Source organism: Ruegeria sp. AN6 (assembly GCF_056540425.1).
This window is the reverse complement of the sequence record NZ_JBQFWR010000005.1, coordinates 1-20,181: the sequence shown is the minus strand read 5'-3', so window position 1 is coordinate 20,181 and position 20,181 is coordinate 1. Positions and strand designations below refer to the sequence as shown.

The 20,181-nt window shown below is 54.4% G+C and carries 15 protein-coding genes, 1 tRNA gene and 1 pseudogene; 10 read left to right on the top strand and 7 right to left on the bottom strand.

Translation table 11 applies throughout. The features are described 5' to 3' along the window. Nucleotides 1-92 precede the first annotated feature (92 nt). From ACR0MQ_RS09975 to ACR0MQ_RS09945, 7 genes are all read left to right on the top strand, one after another. Entirely contained in the window at nt 93-1,073 is a 981-nt protein-coding gene (locus ACR0MQ_RS09975) for a tyrosine-type recombinase/integrase (RefSeq protein ID WP_480607797.1), read from the top strand. Nucleotides 1,074-1,339: 266 nt separating this feature from the next. Next, nucleotides 1,340-1,531: a helix-turn-helix transcriptional regulator gene (locus ACR0MQ_RS09970; RefSeq protein ID WP_480607794.1), complete on the top strand. Its 192-nt coding sequence runs from the start codon at nt 1,340-1,342 to the stop codon at nt 1,529-1,531. A 63-nt stretch (nt 1,532-1,594) separates the two neighbouring features. Next, nucleotides 1,595-2,080 (top strand): hypothetical protein, encoded by a 486-nt coding sequence (locus ACR0MQ_RS09965; protein ID WP_480607791.1) that lies wholly within the window; start codon nt 1,595-1,597, stop codon nt 2,078-2,080. 130 nt (nt 2,081-2,210) lie between these two features. Further along, nucleotides 2,211-3,098 (top strand): DNA-primase RepB domain-containing protein, encoded by an 888-nt coding sequence (locus tag ACR0MQ_RS09960; protein ID WP_480607788.1) that lies wholly within the window; start codon nt 2,211-2,213, stop codon nt 3,096-3,098. Nucleotides 3,099-3,249: 151 nt separating this feature from the next. After that, nucleotides 3,250-4,335: a hypothetical protein gene (locus ACR0MQ_RS09955; protein WP_480607785.1), complete on the top strand. Its 1,086-nt coding sequence runs from the start codon at nt 3,250-3,252 to the stop codon at nt 4,333-4,335. Further along, nucleotides 4,335-4,700 carry a hypothetical protein gene (locus ACR0MQ_RS09950; protein WP_480607782.1) on the top strand — a complete coding sequence of 122 codons (366 nt, stop codon included), beginning with the start codon at nt 4,335-4,337 and terminating at the stop codon, nt 4,698-4,700. Before ACR0MQ_RS09955 ends, ACR0MQ_RS09950 begins: the two co-directional genes overlap by 1 nt. A 272-nt stretch (nt 4,701-4,972) precedes the next feature. Then, a complete protein-coding gene (locus tag ACR0MQ_RS09945) occupies nt 4,973-5,275 on the top strand; it encodes a hypothetical protein (protein ID WP_480607779.1) in 303 nt (100 codons plus the stop codon). Between the two features lie 598 nt (nt 5,276-5,873). Here the strand turns inward: ACR0MQ_RS09945 and ACR0MQ_RS09940 are convergent. Next, nucleotides 5,874-6,638, bottom strand: a complete 765-nt coding sequence (locus ACR0MQ_RS09940; protein WP_480607776.1) for a hypothetical protein — start codon at nt 6,636-6,638, stop codon at nt 5,874-5,876. 28 nt (nt 6,639-6,666) lie between these two features. On the opposite strand from ACR0MQ_RS09940, the gene ACR0MQ_RS09935 reads away from it, so the two are divergent. Next, nucleotides 6,667-7,200 carry a deoxycytidylate deaminase gene (locus ACR0MQ_RS09935; protein WP_480607772.1) on the top strand — a complete coding sequence of 178 codons (534 nt, stop codon included), beginning with the start codon at nt 6,667-6,669 and terminating at the stop codon, nt 7,198-7,200. Nucleotides 7,201-7,283: 83 nt separating this feature from the next. Here the strand turns inward: ACR0MQ_RS09935 and ACR0MQ_RS09930 are convergent. Both ACR0MQ_RS09930 and ACR0MQ_RS09925 read right to left on the bottom strand, forming a co-directional pair. Continuing rightward, nucleotides 7,284-7,418 (bottom strand): annotated as a pseudogene (locus ACR0MQ_RS09930) (DNA cytosine methyltransferase); the annotation flags it as partial. Between the two features lie 153 nt (nt 7,419-7,571). Further along, the gene (locus ACR0MQ_RS09925) at nt 7,572-8,000 is read right to left on the bottom strand and encodes a very short patch repair endonuclease (protein ID WP_480608143.1); all 429 of its coding nucleotides are present in this window, start codon (nt 7,998-8,000) and stop codon (nt 7,572-7,574) included. Between the two features lie 106 nt (nt 8,001-8,106). On the opposite strand from ACR0MQ_RS09925, the gene ACR0MQ_RS09920 reads away from it, so the two are divergent. Continuing rightward, on the top strand, nt 8,107-9,639 hold the full coding sequence (locus ACR0MQ_RS09920; protein WP_480607769.1) for a DNA cytosine methyltransferase: 1,533 nt from the start codon (nt 8,107-8,109) through the stop codon (nt 9,637-9,639). 14 nt (nt 9,640-9,653) lie between these two features. Here the strand turns inward: ACR0MQ_RS09920 and ACR0MQ_RS09915 are convergent, their stop codons facing one another. From ACR0MQ_RS09915 to ACR0MQ_RS09900, 4 genes are all read right to left on the bottom strand, one after another. Beyond that, nucleotides 9,654-14,792, bottom strand: a complete 5,139-nt coding sequence (locus ACR0MQ_RS09915) for an FtsK/SpoIIIE domain-containing protein (protein ID WP_480607766.1) — start codon at nt 14,790-14,792, stop codon at nt 9,654-9,656. Nucleotides 14,793-14,804: 12 nt separating this feature from the next. Next, complete coding sequence (locus tag ACR0MQ_RS09910) at nt 14,805-16,097, bottom strand: hypothetical protein (protein WP_480607763.1); 1,293 nt, start codon at nt 16,095-16,097, stop codon at nt 14,805-14,807. 18 nt (nt 16,098-16,115) lie between these two features. Then, nucleotides 16,116-17,969, bottom strand: a complete 1,854-nt coding sequence (locus tag ACR0MQ_RS09905; RefSeq protein ID WP_480607760.1) for a hypothetical protein — start codon at nt 17,967-17,969, stop codon at nt 16,116-16,118. A gap of 489 nt (nt 17,970-18,458) precedes the next feature. Beyond that, nucleotides 18,459-18,917 (bottom strand): hypothetical protein, encoded by a 459-nt coding sequence (locus ACR0MQ_RS09900; RefSeq protein ID WP_480607756.1) that lies wholly within the window; start codon nt 18,915-18,917, stop codon nt 18,459-18,461. Between the two features lie 529 nt (nt 18,918-19,446). Here ACR0MQ_RS09900 and ACR0MQ_RS09895 point away from each other — a divergent pair. Next, nucleotides 19,447-19,522, top strand: a tRNA-Pro gene (locus ACR0MQ_RS09895). Nucleotides 19,523-20,181 lie beyond the last annotated feature (659 nt).

Sequence of the window (20,181 nt, the reverse complement as noted above, 5' to 3'; positions counted from 1 at the left end):
AGTTGCTCGCATTAGCACGAACCGCCGTGCACGTGTCTGTCACTCTCTCGTCACTCGCAGCACCGCGTTGCCCCTCTTACGGAGCGACAGGAATGGCAACGATCAGGAAGCGTGGAAACAAGTGGCAGTGCATCGTCCGACGTGAGGGCCGTACGGCAAGCAAGTCATTCGAAAGACGCGTGGATGCGATGAAGTGGGGAAGCGCCGTCGAAGCGCAGGCTGACGCAATCGGGGGAGCCTTGCCGACACCTGCAAGCAAGCAGGCAGATGCGCTGCGGGTGCTTACCCTTGCAGATGCACTCCGCCGCCTAGCTAATGAAATGCCGGGGGAACGCTGGCGACTTGAGGCGTTGGCACGCTCCAAGATGGCCAAATCGCGGATCGAAGCACTGGGTGTGGAAGACGTGTCAACTTGGCGCGACATGCGTCTACAAGATGCAAAGCCGTCTACAGTGGTTCGCGAATTATCGTTGATGCAAACAGCGATCGACCGAGTACTTGGCGATGTCGGGAGGGACACGAACCCGGTCCGGCACACGAAACGGCCAAGGATCAAGGAACAACGCGATCGCAGATTGACTGAAGACGAATGGCATAGATTGCTTCGGGCGGCTGGCGAGTGCCTCAACCCCTACGTGAAGCCAATGCTGGTTCTAGCAAGAGAGACTGCGATGCGGCGCGGTGAGCTCCTTTCGATGAAGTGGAAGCATGTCGAATTCGATGCATTCACGGTGTTTCTTCCCCGATCCAAGAACGGGCGTTCACGACTGGTTCCGTTGTCGCCCACAGCCGTCGAAGTATTGCGTGCTCTGCCGAACACTGAAGCGCGTGTGTTTCCACTGAGTGCAAACTCCGTCCGAATGGCGTGGCAACGTCTGCGCGCACGGGCGGGTGTCAAAGACGTCAGATTGCATGATCTGCGAGCGCAGGCTGCGACGGACAAACTCCTCGCAGGCTGGTCAGTAGCTGAAGTGCAAATGCTGACGGGCCATCGCGATGCAGGCGTGCTGCTCGAACGATACGCACGACTACGGGCTTCCGACATTGTCGCCAAGCTACACGCAAACGAATGACCGATAACATGATGTGCGGTGTCAGCACACGCCCCGTGCCTTCGGCTTGGCGGGAGAGTTGAGCTAAGTGGGACATTGTCAATTGCTGCAGAACTAAGCGCGGCAATGACCCACAACACCTTGTTTTATATATCTTAAAATGAAATTCAAGTTGACCGTACTGATACGATCGGGTACGATCTCCATACCGGTTAAGACCTGCAAACTGCTCTGACAGCACCATCGTCACGCCGAGGAAATCACAATTTTTTCGATGAAGTAGGTCAATGGATCGCAATGAAGTAGAGCCCTATCTGAGTAGTGCCGAAGCCGCTCGTATGTTGGGCATGAGCTTGCGCACTCTTGGTAGAATGAGACGCCAAAACGACGGGCCTCCGGCGTTACGGATCAACGCTAGGGTCTTCCGCTACAGGAGGTCCGAACTGGATCGTTGGCTCTCGTCCCGTGCTTGTCGCTAACCCGTGTAAGTAATGCGAACCTGACCACTAGCATCGGCCCCAGACCACGAAAGGGCAGATTCAATGAAGACTAACGTCAAGTCGCGCGATTCCGGTCAGATGCCACCTCCCCCCGAAAACGGTGATGGCGGCGGCGATGGCGAACCGAATTGGGGGTGCCCCAATCCCAAAGGTCTGCCGGCGCTTGAAGACTTCCTCAAAATGCCCCGAGATATCCAATCGCGTTGGTATCGCGCTGTTGCGCTACACAGGAAACGCGGGCATGAACTTTTTCAGCTTGAGGCATTAACGCGGTTTACCAACGCGCAGCTTTCCCGATTTGAGCTTGAACGGATTGACGCCGAAGTTGAATGCTCGATTGAGTATTTGGAGTCTCATTTGGAAAGCGCGGATAGACTTGTTGCGCATGATTCCGACGTGGAAGTCGGCCGCGCAGTCATGTGGATCTACTCATGCGAGACCGAAAGCGCGTGGGAAGCTGCCGTTATGCTTGGCGTTTGCGACGACGACTTGAAGAACTCGGAAGACGGCGAGGCTCCAAGTGTCTAGGCCCAGCAATTCCGGAAAGCCACCGTTCGCCTACTTGGTGCCCACTGCGCTCTACTCTTTGCCGGCGATACGGCACAGTATCCTCATCAGGCGACCCACAAGAAGGCCTAGGTCGGTCGTGTTCGGCGAGATGGCCGACGGCACAGAGTCACGAGCCCCAGCCACTCAAAGCCGCACTTTTACAACCGGCCAGCTGCTGAATCGAAAAACGCTCAAATGGCTAGGTTTGATGAACAGACTTGGGTTCGACATCTTCTGGCGCCCAGTCGGCCCGCACGTCGTGATCGACATCGACAATGCCGACGATGACCTCTGGCATTCCATGATCATGGATGGGCTAAGGATATCGCTTTTGACCCAGACTTCGGCCTCGAACTACCAAGCGTGGATAAGTCTGGCGAGCGGCCGTATTCCGATTGACGAGGATCTGTCCGGTTCTGCACAACGCATGCTGACTTTCCGCTACGGCGGGGACAAGTGCGCGGTTGGAGCAGGAAGATTCGGTCGGCTACCCGGCTACACCAATCGCAAACCTGAGCATCAACGAGCTGACGGTTCTTGGCGGGTGGTTGGTATTCGCAATGGACCACTTCTTCGCAATCAACCCATGAGGAGGGTCTGCCATCAAACCGTTGAGGAAGCCACGATGCGGCTCGCCGAGGAGAAGGCCGCGTGGCTTAACTCTCCCCGTATGCGCAGCGTCACAGCATGTGAGACGGATTTTGGGTGTCCAGCAGGCCTGCTTCCGAATGACATGCTGCCAGATCTATCCATCAGCGAAGACGGAGATAAAAAGGCGGAAATGGCACTCTTTCACGTATCAGGCATGTGGGCCGCCGTGCCGGGGAAGGATCGGTCCACAATGGACTGGCACGTTGCGAAGTGGCTCCGTACAGAGGGCGCCAACATCGATGAAGCCATCCGCGTCCTTGCCGAATTCAGCCCGAAGGCACAGGAGCGCCGCGATCCTCGTGAGTACGCCGAGCGCACCGTAAGGCGGTCTTGGGGGATTGTGTGAGATGACTGAAGGCAAACGACAGCTCGTCGGCTTGGCTGCAAACTTCAAGGCCGACGAAGACCGACAACTCAAAGGAGATCTGTGTGGAAGCCAAGGTCATAGTGAAAAGGAACTAATGTGCCAGCTGCCATCCCTCTCACCTGATGATTGTATGCCGTCTGATGGTCTCGAGTTTGATGCCTTCGTAGCAGCTGCGACTACACCTAGAACCCGAGTGTCAGTGCCTGTAGGCCTTAGCATCGCTGCGCTCGACCAGTACGATTTGCTGGTTCGACATGAGCAGCTAGGCAAGGTCAATCAAGGTCCCAAGACAATGAGCGAAGCGTCACTGCTTCTCTGTGGCATTCGGTCCTGTGTCGTTGGAGACGCGTTGTCAGCCGCCTGGATCTCGATCCTCCTATTACTCAGGTTCGCGGGTAAACGGCATTTTCCAGCATCAGAGCCATTCATTGACGAGGATGGAAGACCGGACATCCGTTTTGATGACCAGCATGTGATCATGATCGAATTGGAGAATGGGTCGCGATTGCCGCTCGAGCCGTGCGAGGTGGCGAACAGTTGCGTGTCGCCGGTCGACGGCTCGTCAAATGGACTTGTCGAAGCGCTTATCCCTGATCGGACAGCATTCATCGATGCGATGCGGCGCAACGCTCTCTACGGTGGGACGGAGTGGACAACGGACGGCGAGCAGTACCTGCAAGACTTGCTCGACGGCTTCTTCGATATGCCGCCAACACCTCAATTCATCGAGAAAGGTCTACTGGAATGCGAGTTGGTCGGCCTGATCCGTCGCGAGCATCCGTCTAGATTGATGGTCAGCGTCAGCCACGGGATGCAGGCGCCGCTCAGGTTGGTTGGTTCAACGGCAGTCATGATCAGCAGGTTGCGTTTTCCAAGCGGTGATCGACCGAAGCGATGCGAAACTTCGGATGGAACAGCGTCGGGAACGCGACGTGCGTCGGCAAGAAACCAGCAGAGTGGACCACAGCGCGTTCAGAACGACCTAGCCGTTGAACGGCAGATCTCGAAAAAGCTCGTCCAAGCATGGATTGGAGTCCTCGAAGACAAGGAAGCCGCCGAACGCCGGGAACGCAAACTTAAACGAAAGTACGACGCATTGCTTAAGGCTGTCGAAACCTCAGGTAACACGATCCAGATTTGCGCGGACGGTACGCCTGTGATCAACCCGGCTCTCCGCCGACACAGCGCTAGTAGGCGAGACAAAGGAGCGGGATGATGACAATCGAAGTACGCGTACCGATCAGCCTCGAAGCCGCAGCGCGTGAACTGGCAGGACTATCACCAGAGGCTCAGTCATTACTGATGGGCATGATCGCATTGACTTCGACAAGCGGTAAACAGGAGATGATCATCGAGGACGCCGTAGATCACGCTGGTCTGCGACGCGCAGTTGGCACCGTCGCCCTAGCCGAACTCATACGCACAGGAGTCATGCACCCTGACCCCGCGACCGGTGGGCTACGCCTGCACCGGCTGTACAGCGGTATAGCTCAGGGGCTCGCCAAGTTTGCGAATGGCCAAACAACCGACGGAGGCGGCGGCGATTTGATCCGGTTTCCAGTTTCAGTGGAGGCTGGCTGATGTCCCGAAGGCGCAAAATGCTCGAACGCCCGCTCAAAGTTCATTGTAGATTTCAGCAGTATGAGAAAACCCAAGGGCTACTTCGTCGCTTGCGAATGAAAAGAAAACTTGAGGAACTGCGAGCCCGGAACCGTGCAGCGGGTATCTCGCCAGTGATTGTGAACTTGGGAGGTATTGGGGAAGACAGCGCATGATCTCATTCCGATTAATCAAATCTCGATTCAACTATCCCACCCTCGCCTGCGAGGGGGCGTGTGCATGGTGATAACGACATGTCATTGGACCAGCCGACACTGACCCAGATGATCCGATATGACGGTACAGTCTACGCACACGAGTTTTGCCGCGTAACCGGCATCAAGCCAAACACGCTCCGGATGTCCCGTTCGAGAGGCAAGGGACCGCCAGCGACCCGCATCTCGAATAACCGAGTCGTAATATCGTTGAGAGATGCCGCGTCTTGGCTGCAGGCAACCGGCCGCTATGTCGAAGCTCTACGTCTCGCAGAATGGCTGGATCAACATTGGCGAGAGGCCGAACGGGAATATCGCCGGATCGAAATCCCCTCGTTTTAGTTGGTAACTCGACACTCCTGTTTGGCTGGTCACAGCTAGTTGAACTGTATGGATCTGGGCCGAGTATACGACTCTGTCCGATACCGGCTTGGTGGCGCTTGGTGACCCTTGATAGAAAACTCGAATGACGCGCATCGGTCCATCGCGGTTACTCTAGGCAAGGTTCGGATACTGCGGTCGCAGTCCGAAATCCTGACCTTCGCTTCGCGGGCAAGTAACGAACCGCGGATTTGCAGACGAAAAGGTAATTTTCTCGCCCCAAAGAAGGGGCTCGAAGATCGCGAATTGCGCTATCCAGTGGAGTTCAAACGTAATTTAGTTCGCCGGATCTGACCATTGAGCGGGCGAGAGACTCTCGCGCGGACAAGGCGCTCGAGATAAACGTCGCGGCTGAACTCGAAGTGAGAAAGGTCGGCGCTGCGTTCTGGGGAGAAGCACAAAATTGGGCGCGAGAATGAGGCCTTCTGTCTTCGCGAGAAAATGGTGACCAGGACGCCCGTGCGGCGATCCCAGGCAAGATGCTGGCGGACAAGCAATGCGCTATTGTTATGATTGCGCTCGGAAACTTCGAAGTAGAGAGCTTTCGAGAAACAACAGGTTAAGAGCCGCTCTCATCCAGTTCACGATGGTATTCTCTGATCATTTCCTGAATTTGTTCATCTGTATGGAAGTATTTTCCAACCCCGAAGGCTGAGCCGACGCCCCAAACGAACAATAGGGCAAGTATTATTTTGCTCCAGTGCTTCTTAAAGAAGCGAGACGCTAAGCTGTCTAAAATGTCTGGCTCCAGCTTTTCCACCAAACCGCTTTTCAGGTTCTTCTCTATCCGTTCTTCCATTTCCGCTGTTTGAAGGAATGTTCCCGAGAAGCCGCCAACCATATCCGACAGAATTTTTCTGGAGTACTCGACGTGATCATACTCTGTCTTGGGTGGGATCTGCTTTTCGACAGCCTTGTGATGCTCAAAGAAGAGAACCCTGAAAAATTTCTCGCCGGCATTCAAACGAATTGGTTTCTTCGAGAAGTTGATTACCAGGCTGCCGATTGGGCCAAAGAAATTCGCATCAACCAGCCCCACATCGAGTGCAAGCATGCCTTGCTTTGTAAACCCACTGCGGAGCGTAACCAACGCCGTTACAGACGTCTCTTCAATTTGAAACTTTTCTTCCGAGATCACCCAAGCGAGGCCGCCAGGTTCCAAGGTGTGAAAGGTCTTTGGTTCGGTTGGATCGTAAGTCTTTGCTTCGTCACCCGTAGGGATGATGGAGTGAATCCTGAGATAGTAGCATCCACCTTGGATGCTTTCTGCGTCAGCATTGGCTAACAGGGCTCGTTCGGTTATCTGTGTGCCTGTGATAAACACGTATCCATCTCCCCAAGGTTGCTGAAGCATGAAAATTTCTAACTGTGATAGATGGGATGCCCGGTTCTTTGCAATGGCTGACCTTGTTGCTTCTTGGAGCGAAGATCGAAGCCGACGGGTGGGGTGCATCGTCGTAGGTGATGCTAATGAGGTCAGGTCGACCGGCTACAACGGACTACCAAGAGGTGTGAGCGCAGAGCACACTTCGCGACATTCGCGCAATGATGGTGAAAAGTACCTTTGGTTCGAACATGCGGAGCGAAACGCACTCTACAATATGCTGCGCGCTGGCGTATCCACAACGAATTGCAGGATGTACTGCAACAGCTTCCCGTGTGCTGATTGCGCGAGAGCCATTATTCAGTCAGGAATTGGTGAGCTTCGAACTTACGCGCCAGACTTGGATGACATAAAGTTTGGAAGGCACTTCAGTGTTGCATTGGAGATGTTTTCTGAAGGTGGAGTAAGTGTAAAACTATTCTCCCGTGATGACGAAATGATTTCCAGGGCTTTCTCCAATCTCGAGGTGACGCGCGATCCGACTAGCGGCTTCTTCAGATAAACATACAAGCTGCTAAGTGCTGTTTTTCTTGGGCTTGTGGGCAGTATTTCTGAAACTACATTTCGTCCCAAGACCGGTCTCGATCAGCCAGAAGTCGGCAATATCGCCTCCGCAATCTGCCTAGCAAGAATTGTTTGTATTGCGTTGCCGACTTGCACGGACTGTTCGGTGCGGTTTCCCATGAAGTGGTATTTGTCTGTGAAGGTTTGTAGTCTTGCTTGATCCCTCCTTCGTACCCCTCGAAACCATCAAAAAAAATCAACCTACACCGAACGCGGCGATTCAATCTCAAAAGGCCGGTGCCGCTGTCAGCTGGATTCGAACGCCTGATATCGGTTATCCGACTCCTTAAGACACTGAGCTCGAACGAATTAGCAACTGGTCGTCTTGGCCGCGCCGCTGAGTTCAATTCGTTGTTTGCAACCTGCGAGCCAAATAGCTAGCTGACCCGCGGCCGGATCGACTTGATCAGGTTTTCGCAGAGCACACTCCCAAACTGTGGCGACACGCCAACCATCTTCCAGTAGCAGACTGCGTACGCTGCTGTCTCGAGCGACGTTGGCGTCGAACTTGGCTTGCCAGAACTCTACGCGCGTCGACGGTATGGTGGCATAGCGACATCCCTGATGCCTGTGCCAGAAACAGCCGTGAACAAATATGACCGCATTGTGCTTCGGAAGAATGATATCGGGACGACCGTGAACCTTGCTGGAGTGCAAACGAAAGCGAAAGCCGCGCGCATGCAAGGCTTTCCTAAGAACGAGCTCGGGCTTCGTATTCTTTCCCTTGATCCCCGACATCATACGGGATCGCGTAGATTTGTCGACAATATCAGCCACATTCGACCTGGTCATTGTTAATGGACCTAGTATACACCGATTCACTGTTGATCGTTAGGAACCTGAATTGCCGACCACTTTTGGAATCGTCGACTTGTTTGCTGGTCCGGGAGGGCTCGGCGAGGGCTTTGCGTCTTTTGTTGAGGGGGGTCACGCACCATTTCGTATCGGTATTTCGGTAGAGAAAGAGACTTCGGCCCATTGGACACTTAGACTTCGCGCGTTCTTGCGTGAATACCTTGAACGTCATGGCTCTCTTCCCACCGAGTTCATCGATTTTCATGCAGGTGGCGGCCTGGAACCTGATTGGAAGAGCGTCGATGCTGGAGCTTGGCGAGCCGCCGAGACGGAAGCTCGTGCGCTTGAGCTTGGTACAGAAGCTGCAGCCAACGCGATCGATGGCACCATCCGCGAGCTAGAAACGAAATTTGACGACACCATTCTGATCGGCGGTCCGCCTTGCCAAGCCTATTCATTGGTGGGACGAGCTAGGTCAAAGGGCAAGGTGGGGTACGTGCCTGAGGAGGACGAACGGCACTATCTGTTTCGCGAGTACATTCGAGTTCTTGACAAGCTTCGGCCAGCCGCATTCGTGATGGAAAACGTGAAGGGAATGCTATCTTCGACAGTTGAAAGCCGTTTGGTGTTCGAGATGTTGATGGAAGACTTGTCTTCTTTGGGTACAGGTCGCGGGCAAAAATACGAGCTCTTTGCGATCAGTGTCGACAATGGAATTGCCGCATTGAGGAAGGCTACGAAGCCTTCGGATTTCATCGTACGCGCGGAGAAGTTCGGGGTCCCGCAGAGACGCCACCGGGTCATTATCATTGGAATCCGTTCGGATCAGGCAAGCGGGGCGGCAGACGCCGAAATCTCAATCCGGAGTGTGGAGCGAACCGTAAGTGAAGTCATCGGCGCGATGCCGTCGCTTCGGAGTGGTATCAGTCGTGGGTTGGACGACCCGATAAAGTGGCGACAGGAAGTGGTCGATGCCGCAAGGCAACTGGCCGGCTTGCATAGAGGGAAAGAGAACGGTCCACTGCGTAAAGCGTTCACTGCTGTTGCAAGGGATTTGAAGAAGACAGCCCCAGACAGCAGGTCGAGTTTCAGTCTTCCAGAGAGCTACGGCACCTCGAATGATGAACTGCTTCGCTGGTTGGAACGACCGGGATTGCGCGCCGTTTCACAACACGAAACGCGTGGGCATATGACGTCAGACCTTGGCCGGTACCTTTACGCAGCCGTATTCGGTAGCGTTCGCGGATACAGCCCAAAGGCTGCAGATTTTCCCTCCGCGATCAGCCCTGATCATCGCAGTTGGTCGACGGGGGCATTCAACGATCGCTTCAGAGTGCAACTGGCCGACCAGGCGGCGACGACAATCACAAGCCACATCTCGAAAGACGGTCACTACTTCATTCACCCCGATCCGATGCAATGCCGCAGCCTGACGGTTCGCGAAGCCGCACGCCTGCAGACATTCCCTGACGACTACCTTTTTCTTGGGAATCGGACACAGCAATACGTGCAGGTAGGCAACGCAGTCCCTCCGTTCCTTGCCCAGAAAATCGCGGCGCTGCTAAAGACAGTACTGACCTGAAGACCTTCCTGCACTCAGATCTTGGCGCATTGAACTCGGGTCAGGACCCCACTCTCCTTGAAGAATGCATCCCCTTTACCAGTCAGAGACTCGGCTCCTGATTCGTCCATGATAACCTGGCTCTCGTTCCTACTCTTCACGCGCAAGGCAAGCTGCGCTGGAAGATTTGATCTCAGGTTCGTGCTGATTACGGAGGCGTCAGGCTTCTGTGTAGCAATGACCACGTGAATTCCCGCTGCACGCGCCTTTTGAGCAAGGCGCTTCAGATGCGCTTCGATCGTTTTCTTCGCATCTGGCTCGGATGTCAGGTCTGCATATTCATCCAGCACGATCACCCATCTCGGAAGACGCTCATCTGCCTGTGCCTGAGCGTTATGGTCGCCAAGAGTTCTTACTTTCGAGCTCTTGAACCTAGCATAGCGCGCCTGCATTTCATCGACCGCACGTGCAAGGATTTCAATTGCATCCTCTTCATCCCAACCAATCTCGCCATCGACGTGCTCGGACTCCGAGAGATGCTGGAGCTCGGTACCCTTTGGGTCGATCAGCTGCAGTCTGACCTCGTCCGGAGAATAGTGTTTGGTCATTCCGCCGAGTATGGTGTTGAGGGCTTCTGATTTTCCGCTCCCTGTTGTACCTCCGATTAGTAGATGGGGAGAGTTTGATGAGGTGAAGTCGATTTCGACGATCTTTCCGAAACGATCCTCGCCCAGAGGAACCGTCAATCCGAACTCGGGTCTTTTCCAGCGAGACCAGAGTTCAGGCGCTTCCACAAAATATCGATCCTTGTCCAGCTTAGGCACATCAATGGTCATGTAGCCTTCGTCGATCGCGAAGCGGATTTCCTGCGAAGCGTTCAGCTTGAGTGCCAGTTTCAAAGCGTCGCTTTTCTCTGTCAGCTTCCTCGGCTCGACACCTTTTCCGGGCAAGACGCGAAAGAGGATCGATGCTGGACCTTCGATCGCGTGCTCTACTCCATTCTCAGTCTTGTGTACGTTGATTCCGTACTGACCAAACGTGTCGAGAATTGTCTGATACCTGATGTCGAGTTCTGCCTTGCCAAGATGGCCGTGTCCGCTCTCTGTTCGAGAAGGTTCGGTACCGTTCTGGACGCCTTTATCGGCGAAGTCGGCAACGCCGGTTTCCGTCTCTGATACTAAAGAAGCAGCAGGCGTTATCGGGATATCCGCAGGAATCTCGGCGCCAGAATTGGTTTCGGCCGGATCGCGTGGTTCGTCCTTAACTTCGCTCTCTTGCGCTTTCCGCTCCTCGCGCCCGGCAGGCTTCAAAACCAGCCGATCATCAGGTCTTTCGAGCAACGCGCTCCCGCCGGTTTGAATAATCTGCACCCGACTGTCTGCGTCGTATTCCTCGATGTTCATTTCGCGGGGGTGCGAGTACTCGCAAAGAGAATACAAGCCTCCGACGTTCACTGATGAAAACCTGCCTCTCCTGAACAGATCCCTGATCTTGTCCGGCACCCGAGAGCTTCGGGTGCCCTTTCCGGAGGATGCGTCACTTGAAATGAAGATCGCATCTTCACTGACCGTATCCACAGCCGAGAGAATCGTGTCTCGCCATAGCTCGCCATCGAGGGGATCCATTTCGGGATCTTGCGAAAACACAGAATCGAACAGTTGCAAGGACTTTCGAACTTGTTCCGCTCCGTGAGCCTCGTATCCTGAACGTCTCAGCTTGCTCTCCAGAACGAGCAGGTCGACCGAGAGACCATCATCGTCAAGGCTGACCGCCAATCTTATCATGTCGGCGCGCATCGCGTTTGCTGATCCGAACCATTCGGGGTGCTCATCGAGGGAGATCCATGCGACAAAGCCGTCGTTTACCGGCACCGAGAGATGGCGCTCGGCAATTTGTCTCGCAATGCTCAAACCGAGTATCTCCTCGGTGACCCGTGATATTCCCAGTGCGTCAAGGGTGAGTCTTGGAGAGATCTGCCTCGCCTCATTGTAGATCTTCTGTGCAAGTAGCTGTGCCTGTTCTTCCACAAGATCCTGCTTGCCGATCAGCGAGGCGATCCGCTTCAGTTTCCTCGTCAGGCGGTCAACAATGAACTGCTTTCCCGCGTTGGATGACACTATAAGCGTAAACAAGCCGCCCGGGCCGACCCCATCGCGAAGCGAAAGCACATCTGGTCGGGTTTCCAGCTTCTCGATCTGTTCTCTCGTGATATGCCGCTCGACCGTGATCACCCAATGAGATCGCTTGTGAAGCGCACCAAAGAAACTCGCGGTGTTGTGGAAGTCGATCTGAATATCGATGAAATCGGTTGTTTCCGGTCTGTCCGAGGCAATCGGGCTGCGACGCTTGTGTCTGACTGCTAGAGTAGACCATCCGGAAAGTGCCGTGTCGGACATCTTGGGCCTCAGCGAAACCCACAGCGCCGCTGCACCGGCCCCTGACGCTATGTAAGTCGGGTCATCGAGAAGTGGGTCGAAATTCCCGACCGAGGCCGAATCGTCTTCAGTCTTTTCGTCTGGGTTTACATTGTCGTCCAGAAACTGCGGAACAATCGCAAGGTCGCATACGAGCTCTCCCAGTTCCTCGTCGGCGTCTTCCTTGACCTTCTTCAAGTCGTGCAGATTGAGCTGCACTGGTGGAAACAGGGCACCCTCTCCAGTGAGACGATTGTCGGTATCAACCAGTTCGAACTGGCGGGCAGCTTCGTCCCAGCAATCCTTCGGCGCCACGAGTTCGATTGTCATCGCGAGGTTCTTGAAGTCGCCCTTCCGAACATCTTGAACGATATCAGCCGGAAGAGCGCTGGCACCTCCAGTTACCACGAGAATTCGAAGGCCGTCTGTCTTGTAAGGGTGAGCGTGAAGGTAAGCAGTTATCTGGCGGACGATCTCTGTCACTAGGCTGGAGTGAATTCTCTCACCGGATGCGGTGCCGCCTGATGACGCGTCACGTTGGAAGTTTTCTGTCCAACCTCTTTCTCCGTCGGCAAAGAGAATGTGCCCGTCTGCAGCAGAATGTATCGAAGGCTGCTGGTGAGGTGACAGACCCTCAATCCAGTTCAGATAAAGATCCTCGTTCTGTTGATTCAATTTCAGAGACCCTTCGACCGCATCTGTAGCAAGCTGCGTCGCCTTCGAAAGATAAGCAGCGATCCACCTGAGTTTGAGCGGATGTGATTGCAGCATCAAAACTCGATCGCCATCGAAGCCCTGTACGCAATCCGAGTTGAGGAACTCGATCATGCCAGGCGGGATGTCTCCCTCCGGAACGAATGCTTTTCGCGCGTCGACCAGAAGAGCTGACCACTGATCAAATACGTTGTTCAGCATATCGGAATCGAGACCGCTTCTCTCCGCAGCGTCCCGGAAGGTCGTGCGAATCTCGACCAAACGTTGGATTATCGGGTTTCCGAGAACTTCCCCTTGGAATGGTTTTGCCCGACGGGTTCCAAAAGGCAGAACGCGATGGGCCACCTCTTCGATCCACGCTTCACCACTGCGGTTCGAGGGAGCGTAGAGCTCATCTGTCGCCTCGCCCCGGTCTTCTCCACAAACGGAGATCCAGAACAGCGCGAGATAGGGAAGGTCTTCGGGCAGCCATTCAACCGCCGTTTCAGCGTCAACTTCCGTTTCGTCTTCCGCGTTCACGAGAACGAATTCGAGAGGAACGGGCGGCCAAACCATGCCCTCTTCCTCTTCGGAGGAAGATGTTTCCGATGTATCGGCGTCCGGATCGACCTCTTTCTTCAGTAGCGGGACAGCGCGTTGCTGCACCAGGCGTTCATCGATCCCAAGGGAAACGGTACCAACGCCGTCCGCCAGACTGTTGCGCACCGAGGCCAGTGACTGCCCGTACAGGAACGCGAGCAATCCCATCGTCGGCGAGTCATGTTCGGGGGCAGCTGCGCCGACCCTAAGCTCGATCCTGAATTCTCCATCCTTAAGATCGTGACGTTCCCAGAAGTCTCTGGCTACCTTCGACAACTTGATCAGTGGATTCTGGATCGTCTCAACATTGGGAGCTGCAAGCTTTTCGACCATGCGAAGCGTCTGCTTCGACAGAAGGTCCTTCAAGGGCAATACACCCGCGTCTGCTGTTTCGCTCTCCAGGAACTTGAGGGCATCTTCCGATGACCGGTTGTTCAACCCGATTTCGACTACGAGTTCATCGAACTCCGTCTTTCTTGACGGCGCCTTGTCCTCGATCTCTTCTGCGACTCGCTGCCCAAGAGGAAGGCCTTTCAGATCCTTGATGAAGACTTGCTCGAAGATGCGATAAGGGATGCCGTTCCGCTTTTCCCGCGTCGGGGCCAAGCAGTACGTGGCACATGCCTCACGCCACTTGGCCTGCAGTTCGGGCGCAAGGGGTTCATCCTGTTCATCTACGAACTTGGTCCTGAGGCAATCCTGCGCAGTCTTCTCGGCATCAAGATCCGACGAGGGTGAAGCCGCGAGTTCGGCTCGCAATAGATTCAAGGAAAGGCGTCGCGACACTCGCCCCGAACTCTTACGCCAATGCTGGTCCGGAAACATGTCCAAATGTACGAGACAACTTCCCACAAGAGCGTCGGTTTCGTCGGGAGAAAGAACCTCGGCATCGGCAACCAGCTGCTGTGCTGCAGCCGAAACGAACCCTGCAAACTTCCTAACGGGAATTGTCATTTCACCAGCGTTCAACTCTCCAAGGACCTCGACCAAGCGGTCGCGCAGGAGCTCGTTACCCTTGGGATTTCTGGAGCCTGCGATACGCAGCGCCTGCCTGACCATCTCTTCGGGCACACTGAACTCGTCCTCCACGTCGAACGTCCCATCGAGAAAGTTCACGTCGCGTAGTGTGAATAGGTTCTTGAGACCCTGCTCGTCGCTCTCGACCTTTGTTTCGATATAGACGAGGCCACTGTCGTTGTTGTTGCGATAGTATGTTATGGAGTGGCCGGGATCCGCCCTGAACTCGATCGGGAATTCCTCTGGTGCATCACTGGCCACAAGAAGTCGGACGCTCTCAAGGCCGCGATCAGCACTCTGGAGTTGCCATACGCGAAGGAACTCTAGCGCTTCACTCTTCTTGAGGTTCTTCAATCTGAAAGAGTTGCGACCGGCGTCATCCTCTGAGGAGAAGCTGCGAGAAACGATCTCGAATGCTGTCGCTGCAATTATCTGTTCTGTTCTGCTCATTTCGGTTTCCGCCTAGCCGGCTGTCTTAGGAGTTACCATTCGGGTGGCGTCTGAATACTGTGTGACCAATCCCGCGGCGATCATCTGCATCGCCAATTGCGCCTCGTTCTCCTCGAAGATGCTGGCGTCGATCGAATTCACAAGCCCGGACGCCTCGGCAGCACCGCGCCCCACGGCAATACCCAAAATATCGTACAAGACTTCTGTCGCAAACCTCTCGAAAGGCATTTCCCTACCCGACGGAATGGTGGCCAGAACAATCATCTCGAGTGCATCAACAGAGAGTGTGAAGTGTTTTCGCCCCCTCCACGCGTTCAGAAACCCGTTAGCCGCAGCGGTTGCCCAGAAGAAGCTCCTGATCTTGTTCCTTTGTGCGTTTGCGATCTCCGGCTCTGCCTTGATGACAGCGTTGACAATGTTGGTGAGAACCTCCTGCAAGCAGCGTTGCGACACTCGTCGCAGCTGTGGACTGCCGGCTCCGCAGTCACAGATTATCGGCGTGACATCGAGCTCCAGATTAGTTCGCGCACGGCGGTTCTGCATGAGGACTAGCCAGAGCGCGGTCCATCCCATGACAGCCCGTATCTTCGCCACTGAAGTAGCGTCATTCTGTTCGAGAATGTTTAGGATCCCGTTGCGGTAAACATCCTCAAACTCATCGAGATTCGAACGTGTAGCCCTTTCGATCTCATCATTGCCGGGAACTGGATCCGACTTGCTCTGATCGCGGATGAAATCGGCCAGAACTTCCAGAGGACTTTCTGTAGTGGCCGCGTAGAGTTGCCTGAAGCCTTGCCTGATGCGCTCAAGCCGTTCCCAGTCAGGATCAGACCTGAGGATCTTGAACGCCAGAGCTCCACCCCCGCGGAGGTAAAGACGTTCAAGACGTATGTTTCCATATCTTTCTCTTGCATCCCAATGGATGAGTGAAGGCGTATACGGAAAGAAATGCGCTCGGGACCACTTAGGTTCTTTGGTTCCGTTGGGGATTTCCAACTGAAGGCAGCGAAGAAGTTCCCGCAGTGTTTCCTCAGCGGAATTGTCATCGAGTAGCACATCGTGCCGCCGAGGGTCGTCCTTGAAAGCTCCGTCCCAAACCAGCCTCCTGCCAAAGTCATGCGACCTACGGGAGATCTTTACCTCGTCCCCAGCGGGCAAGGGATCCTCACCTTCACCGCAGTAGATGAAGTTAAGAAGTTCGAGGCCCGGGTAATGCCCTGCAGCATCGAAATCGAGAACGCCCCCGAACAGTTCGCGGGAAACTTCCGGACCCTTTCGGGTCTTCTCTTTAGTGAGTTCTTCCATTTTCAGATCACTCCTTCCCTAGGCTCCGGAACCAACCAGAATCGTGCTGCCGTCGATCGAGATCGTGCGGGATCGGCCGTCCCGGATCAGATTGATCTGGTCCGAACTTGCTTCGGCAGACTGCGCAATTCTACCAAGAAAACTAGCGACGCGACGGATGTCGTGTTCGTAAAATTTGGTTGGTACGTGGCCCGCAGCAGCCCTCAGTATGCAATCAAATGTCATCAGGTCGAGCAGTAGGTCATGCGAAAGCCGTCGCTGATCCACAATCCTAAGCACCACATGGCGGTCTATCCAGTCCACGCTATTCTTTACATGATGTGGCTTCTCATCATCTTGTCTCCACTTCTTGGAGAGTCTGATGAGGTCGACATCCGCGGGCTTGATACGTGTAGCAAGGATAGCTGTACCGGACATCGACCGACCAAACGCCGGATCAACAAGGTGAAGCGTCGGCGTCGATTCAGAGAACTGGAGCCCTTGAATATGGTGAAGCCCGGCTATCACGCGTTTCTTCAAAAGCGCGCGCTCTGGAGCGCTCATGTCTCTGTGCACGATCGAGAGAAATTCCGCGCCGTAAGGGAAACCGAGATGGGCCATGTCAAGGTTGTCTCCGCCGAGACCGTCTACGTAGGCGCGACGTCTTAGCGATCTTACCACGCGCGTGACGCTTTCCGCCTCGTCAGCCCTCTGTTTCTTGTTACGCGGATCGCCGATGATCTCGTCGATGCCGTCGGCAGCATCAACCAGATCGCCCGATGAGGAAGTAGAAGGGAACTGCAGGTCCAACTCACCGTGAGCGAAGATCTCCTGCTGATTGATAATGCGCTCGTCGATCTCTCGAATTGCCCGACGACCGGGATCGAGCTTTGGCAGCTGCTGCATCAAGGGGAGACGCTTGAACTGCTCTCGAGAGAGAGTCTCCGGAGCCTCGAATGCGAGGTTGTAGAATGCATAAGCCCTCTGCCATCCCCTCTTCCTCCGGCTCCGACGCATCCTGTGGACGTCCTCGCACTTCAATCCGCCCGTCAACAGGTACGCGAAGGCCATCAGCATGTCGCGGATGGTGATCACGTAGCCAATACGCTCGAGGGTTGCGAGCAAGAGCCGCAGCTTCTCCTTTCGCTTAACGGCGACTTCGTCTCCACCTCGTTCGGACAGCATTTCCCGATTGCGATTGATCGGGCATGCGTCTCGTGCATCGCAGTCGTTGCAACTCCGCCACCTCACACCCGATGTCCAGTCGCGAAGTGCTCTGTCTCCAAGAGACTGCCCGTCTGTCCCCGCTGCTGTAGACTGATGATTCAGGTTCACGATGTGTATACGGCCATCACCACTTGCCTGACCATTGTCGAACGAGGACTCGAAACTGCTGAGTAGCTCACCACAATATGGCCCGGCTTCGCTGGACGACAGCACGGCTCGAAGCCTTCCCTCATTCGCGCAGATGATGGTGACTGCGTCGCTCTCGCCGGACGCCTCGACCAGGTTGGCTGCTATCTCAGGGGTAAATTCGGAGAAGTCCTTGAATATCCGGAGGGCGCCAGTTCCGTTTGCCCCGCGAACTGAAGGGATCACCTGCCTGCCATCGCAAGCAGTGTTGATAAGTTCTCTGGCCTGGTCTTCATCATACCCGAGAAATCTCTCGATTACCCGGCGGCAAAGGTGAGTTTTGCCGTGACCCGCATCCCCGGTCAGAACTATGACCTGCGCACCGAGCTTGGCTGCTTCCAGCACATACTCAAACGCAACCGTGTCAAGGTTGAGAGAATCCTTGGCAACCTGGTACTCTTCGTAGATCTGATCGTGAGAAGGATCGAAAGGAAGAAACCTTGCCATTCGATCGACATGCGGGTTCCTGTTCTCTGGCATTCATTTCCTCCGACAAATATCGCAAGATTTGTGAGCAATCCGCTGCGATTCTCAGTTGTTTATAAGATTAGCGGCTTGAAACCATTAAGCATTTGCTACAGTTTTTAACTCAACCCATGCGTCTCAAAAAAGGCAATTCAGAGGAAACCCTGTGATTGCAGGTCAGAAAGATCGAAATTGAACTTTGCTTGATATCTATACCCAATGGTAGAAGAAGATCTCGATCATCGACAGGTTGCCGGAAAACACTTGGGCGAGCGTGTAGGGCCACATCGCGACTCGAAGTGCACAGGTTACGATAGTCGTTCCAAAAACTAGTGGAGCTGCTGCCAACGGTATTGGGCCAAAGAGAGCAAAGTAGAAGCCTGAGATGAAGGTAGGTGCACTCAGCGCAGCTCCAACGAGAACGTACACTGAGGCGAATGAGCGAAACCAATTTGTCTGATGAGAATCCTTGGTATGCATGGTAGAAACTCCATAAAGCGTTGGCTAGGCTGCAGCCAAAGAATGGCTCATTGCATCGGCCAATAGGCGGTGATTGCGAGCGTCTTGAGTGCCTTCTTCACGTCCCATCCGGAAGTAATCCATGAATGTGGATGCGGCTTGCAGGTGTTCGATAGGGTTTTCAGAAGGATAGCTGCTATCGAGCATGGAAGGCGACGAAGCCTGCTGTGTAACCCAGTACATGTCTTCACCCATGACTTTACGGACGGCTGCATGTACTTGCTCCGAGTTGGCCTCTGCTCCCGTACGCTTCAGCACTCCTGAAATCAGAAAGCCAAAGTGAAAGTTGGAAAACAGAAGGCCCGCGAAGAGGTGGTTCTTTTCCGATTTCCCCTTGGTTCCGTTGAGTACCGGGATTGCATGCTCCGCGTACTCGAGCCAATCCTGTTGCGCTTCAAATGCTGCTTGAAAATAATCCGGTTTCTTTCTGAACAGTCCAAACATAGCGGTTTCTCATTACTAATTTCTTTCATTCGATAGATGGGTAATTTTCCGCGAACGTGCTTGTGTTCTTACGCCAACCACTTTTGGATTTCGGCCATTCCGCGTAAAAAAAATACCGCGGAGTTGGTACGACCGCTTGCACGCACCCGTTGTGTAACGCTTGCCAACCGACCCGCTGATATAGGGGGATGAATGATATCCTGCCTACGCAACTGTCAAGCGCCGGTACGGGTTTTTGGATTTGGGCGGGGGAGTGACTGATAGCACTTCAGCTGCCTCAGCCGTTCGGTCAACCTTTCGTTGGCGAAATTCGACTCGATCAACGGCAAGTCAAGCAAGTCGCTTGGTCGCATGCTCGTCTTCTCTCCCGTCACTCGCTTGTCACTCTTGTCACTCGATTTCAAATGCAACCGGCTTCGTGTGCGTCTCTTGGTATTGAATGCAATCGGCGCGCGTGCGATGGTGGAATTGTCAAGAAATCGAAGGGAATGCAGCGCGCTTCGTCCGAGGTTTGATGACAGGCATTTGAGGACAGTCTTGCTCCAAAACTGGTAGAGCACTGTCTTCGGGAGGCAGGGGTCGGAGGTTCGAATCCTCTCACTCCGACCAATTAATTCAATAACTTAACATGCGACCTGAGCCAGCCTAGATAGTTAGACACCGCTATGGACACCGTATCTTGCCGAGCCGAGAGCTCCTGAACCCATAGCATTGGAACAGTTGTCACAATCCGTCACAGCCAAGAGTTCCCTCGAAGCACACCTAAGATTGGATAGTGGCTGACAACAATGCCGCCTGTACGCTCAGAAGAGCCCACCTACTGCCGTCAACGACACCGTTAGACGCACCCCCCAGATGTCCAAGGGGGTGCCTGCCAGAATCGTTACTAGGGGCCCCGCTCACACGGCGGAATTTTTTTGCTTTGTCAGCTGCCAGAATACACAGTGGCAGGGCGCGCTCTCACGGTAGGTGTTAGTTCAGTGACAACGACCAGAAACCCAAAGTGATGTCCCCGAACCGCTATTCGCCCGTGTAGAGGAAGGTCTAGTTATAATACAAGCCGTCATCGTAGCCGAAACACTCACCGCTTTTGACAGTGGAAACGAATACGTAGGGTGCTTGGCCTGAGTGTGGGTTACGAAAAAGCTATCATACTTCGAAGCAACCGCTCCGGGATGTGTCGCAAACTCTGGGGTCTAGTTGACGCGCATGCGTGATCTGAGGTTTGTACTCGTCGAAAAATTTTCAAACAGGTTATTTGAGC

Coding starts and splice junctions, on each gene's coding strand:
- ACR0MQ_RS09975 (WP_480607797.1), top strand. CDS start 93: ATGGCAACGATCAGGAAGCGTGGAAACAAGTGGCAGTGCATCGTCCGA.
- ACR0MQ_RS09970 (WP_480607794.1), top strand. CDS start 1,340: ATGGATCGCAATGAAGTAGAGCCCTATCTGAGTAGTGCCGAAGCCGCT.
- ACR0MQ_RS09965 (WP_480607791.1), top strand. CDS start 1,595: ATGAAGACTAACGTCAAGTCGCGCGATTCCGGTCAGATGCCACCTCCC.
- ACR0MQ_RS09960 (WP_480607788.1), top strand. CDS start 2,211: ATGGCCGACGGCACAGAGTCACGAGCCCCAGCCACTCAAAGCCGCACT.
- ACR0MQ_RS09955 (WP_480607785.1), top strand. CDS start 3,250: ATGCCGTCTGATGGTCTCGAGTTTGATGCCTTCGTAGCAGCTGCGACT.
- ACR0MQ_RS09950 (WP_480607782.1), top strand. CDS start 4,335: ATGACAATCGAAGTACGCGTACCGATCAGCCTCGAAGCCGCAGCGCGT.
- ACR0MQ_RS09945 (WP_480607779.1), top strand. CDS start 4,973: ATGTCATTGGACCAGCCGACACTGACCCAGATGATCCGATATGACGGT.
- ACR0MQ_RS09935 (WP_480607772.1), top strand. CDS start 6,667: ATGAAAATTTCTAACTGTGATAGATGGGATGCCCGGTTCTTTGCAATG.
- ACR0MQ_RS09925 (WP_480608143.1), bottom strand. CDS start 8,000: ATGTCGGGGATCAAGGGAAAGAATACGAAGCCCGAGCTCGTTCTTAGG.
- ACR0MQ_RS09915 (WP_480607766.1), bottom strand. CDS start 14,792: ATGAGCAGAACAGAACAGATAATTGCAGCGACAGCATTCGAGATCGTT.
- ACR0MQ_RS09910 (WP_480607763.1), bottom strand. CDS start 16,097: ATGGAAGAACTCACTAAAGAGAAGACCCGAAAGGGTCCGGAAGTTTCC.
- ACR0MQ_RS09905 (WP_480607760.1), bottom strand. CDS start 17,969: ATGCCAGAGAACAGGAACCCGCATGTCGATCGAATGGCAAGGTTTCTT.
- ACR0MQ_RS09900 (WP_480607756.1), bottom strand. CDS start 18,917: ATGTTTGGACTGTTCAGAAAGAAACCGGATTATTTTCAAGCAGCATTT.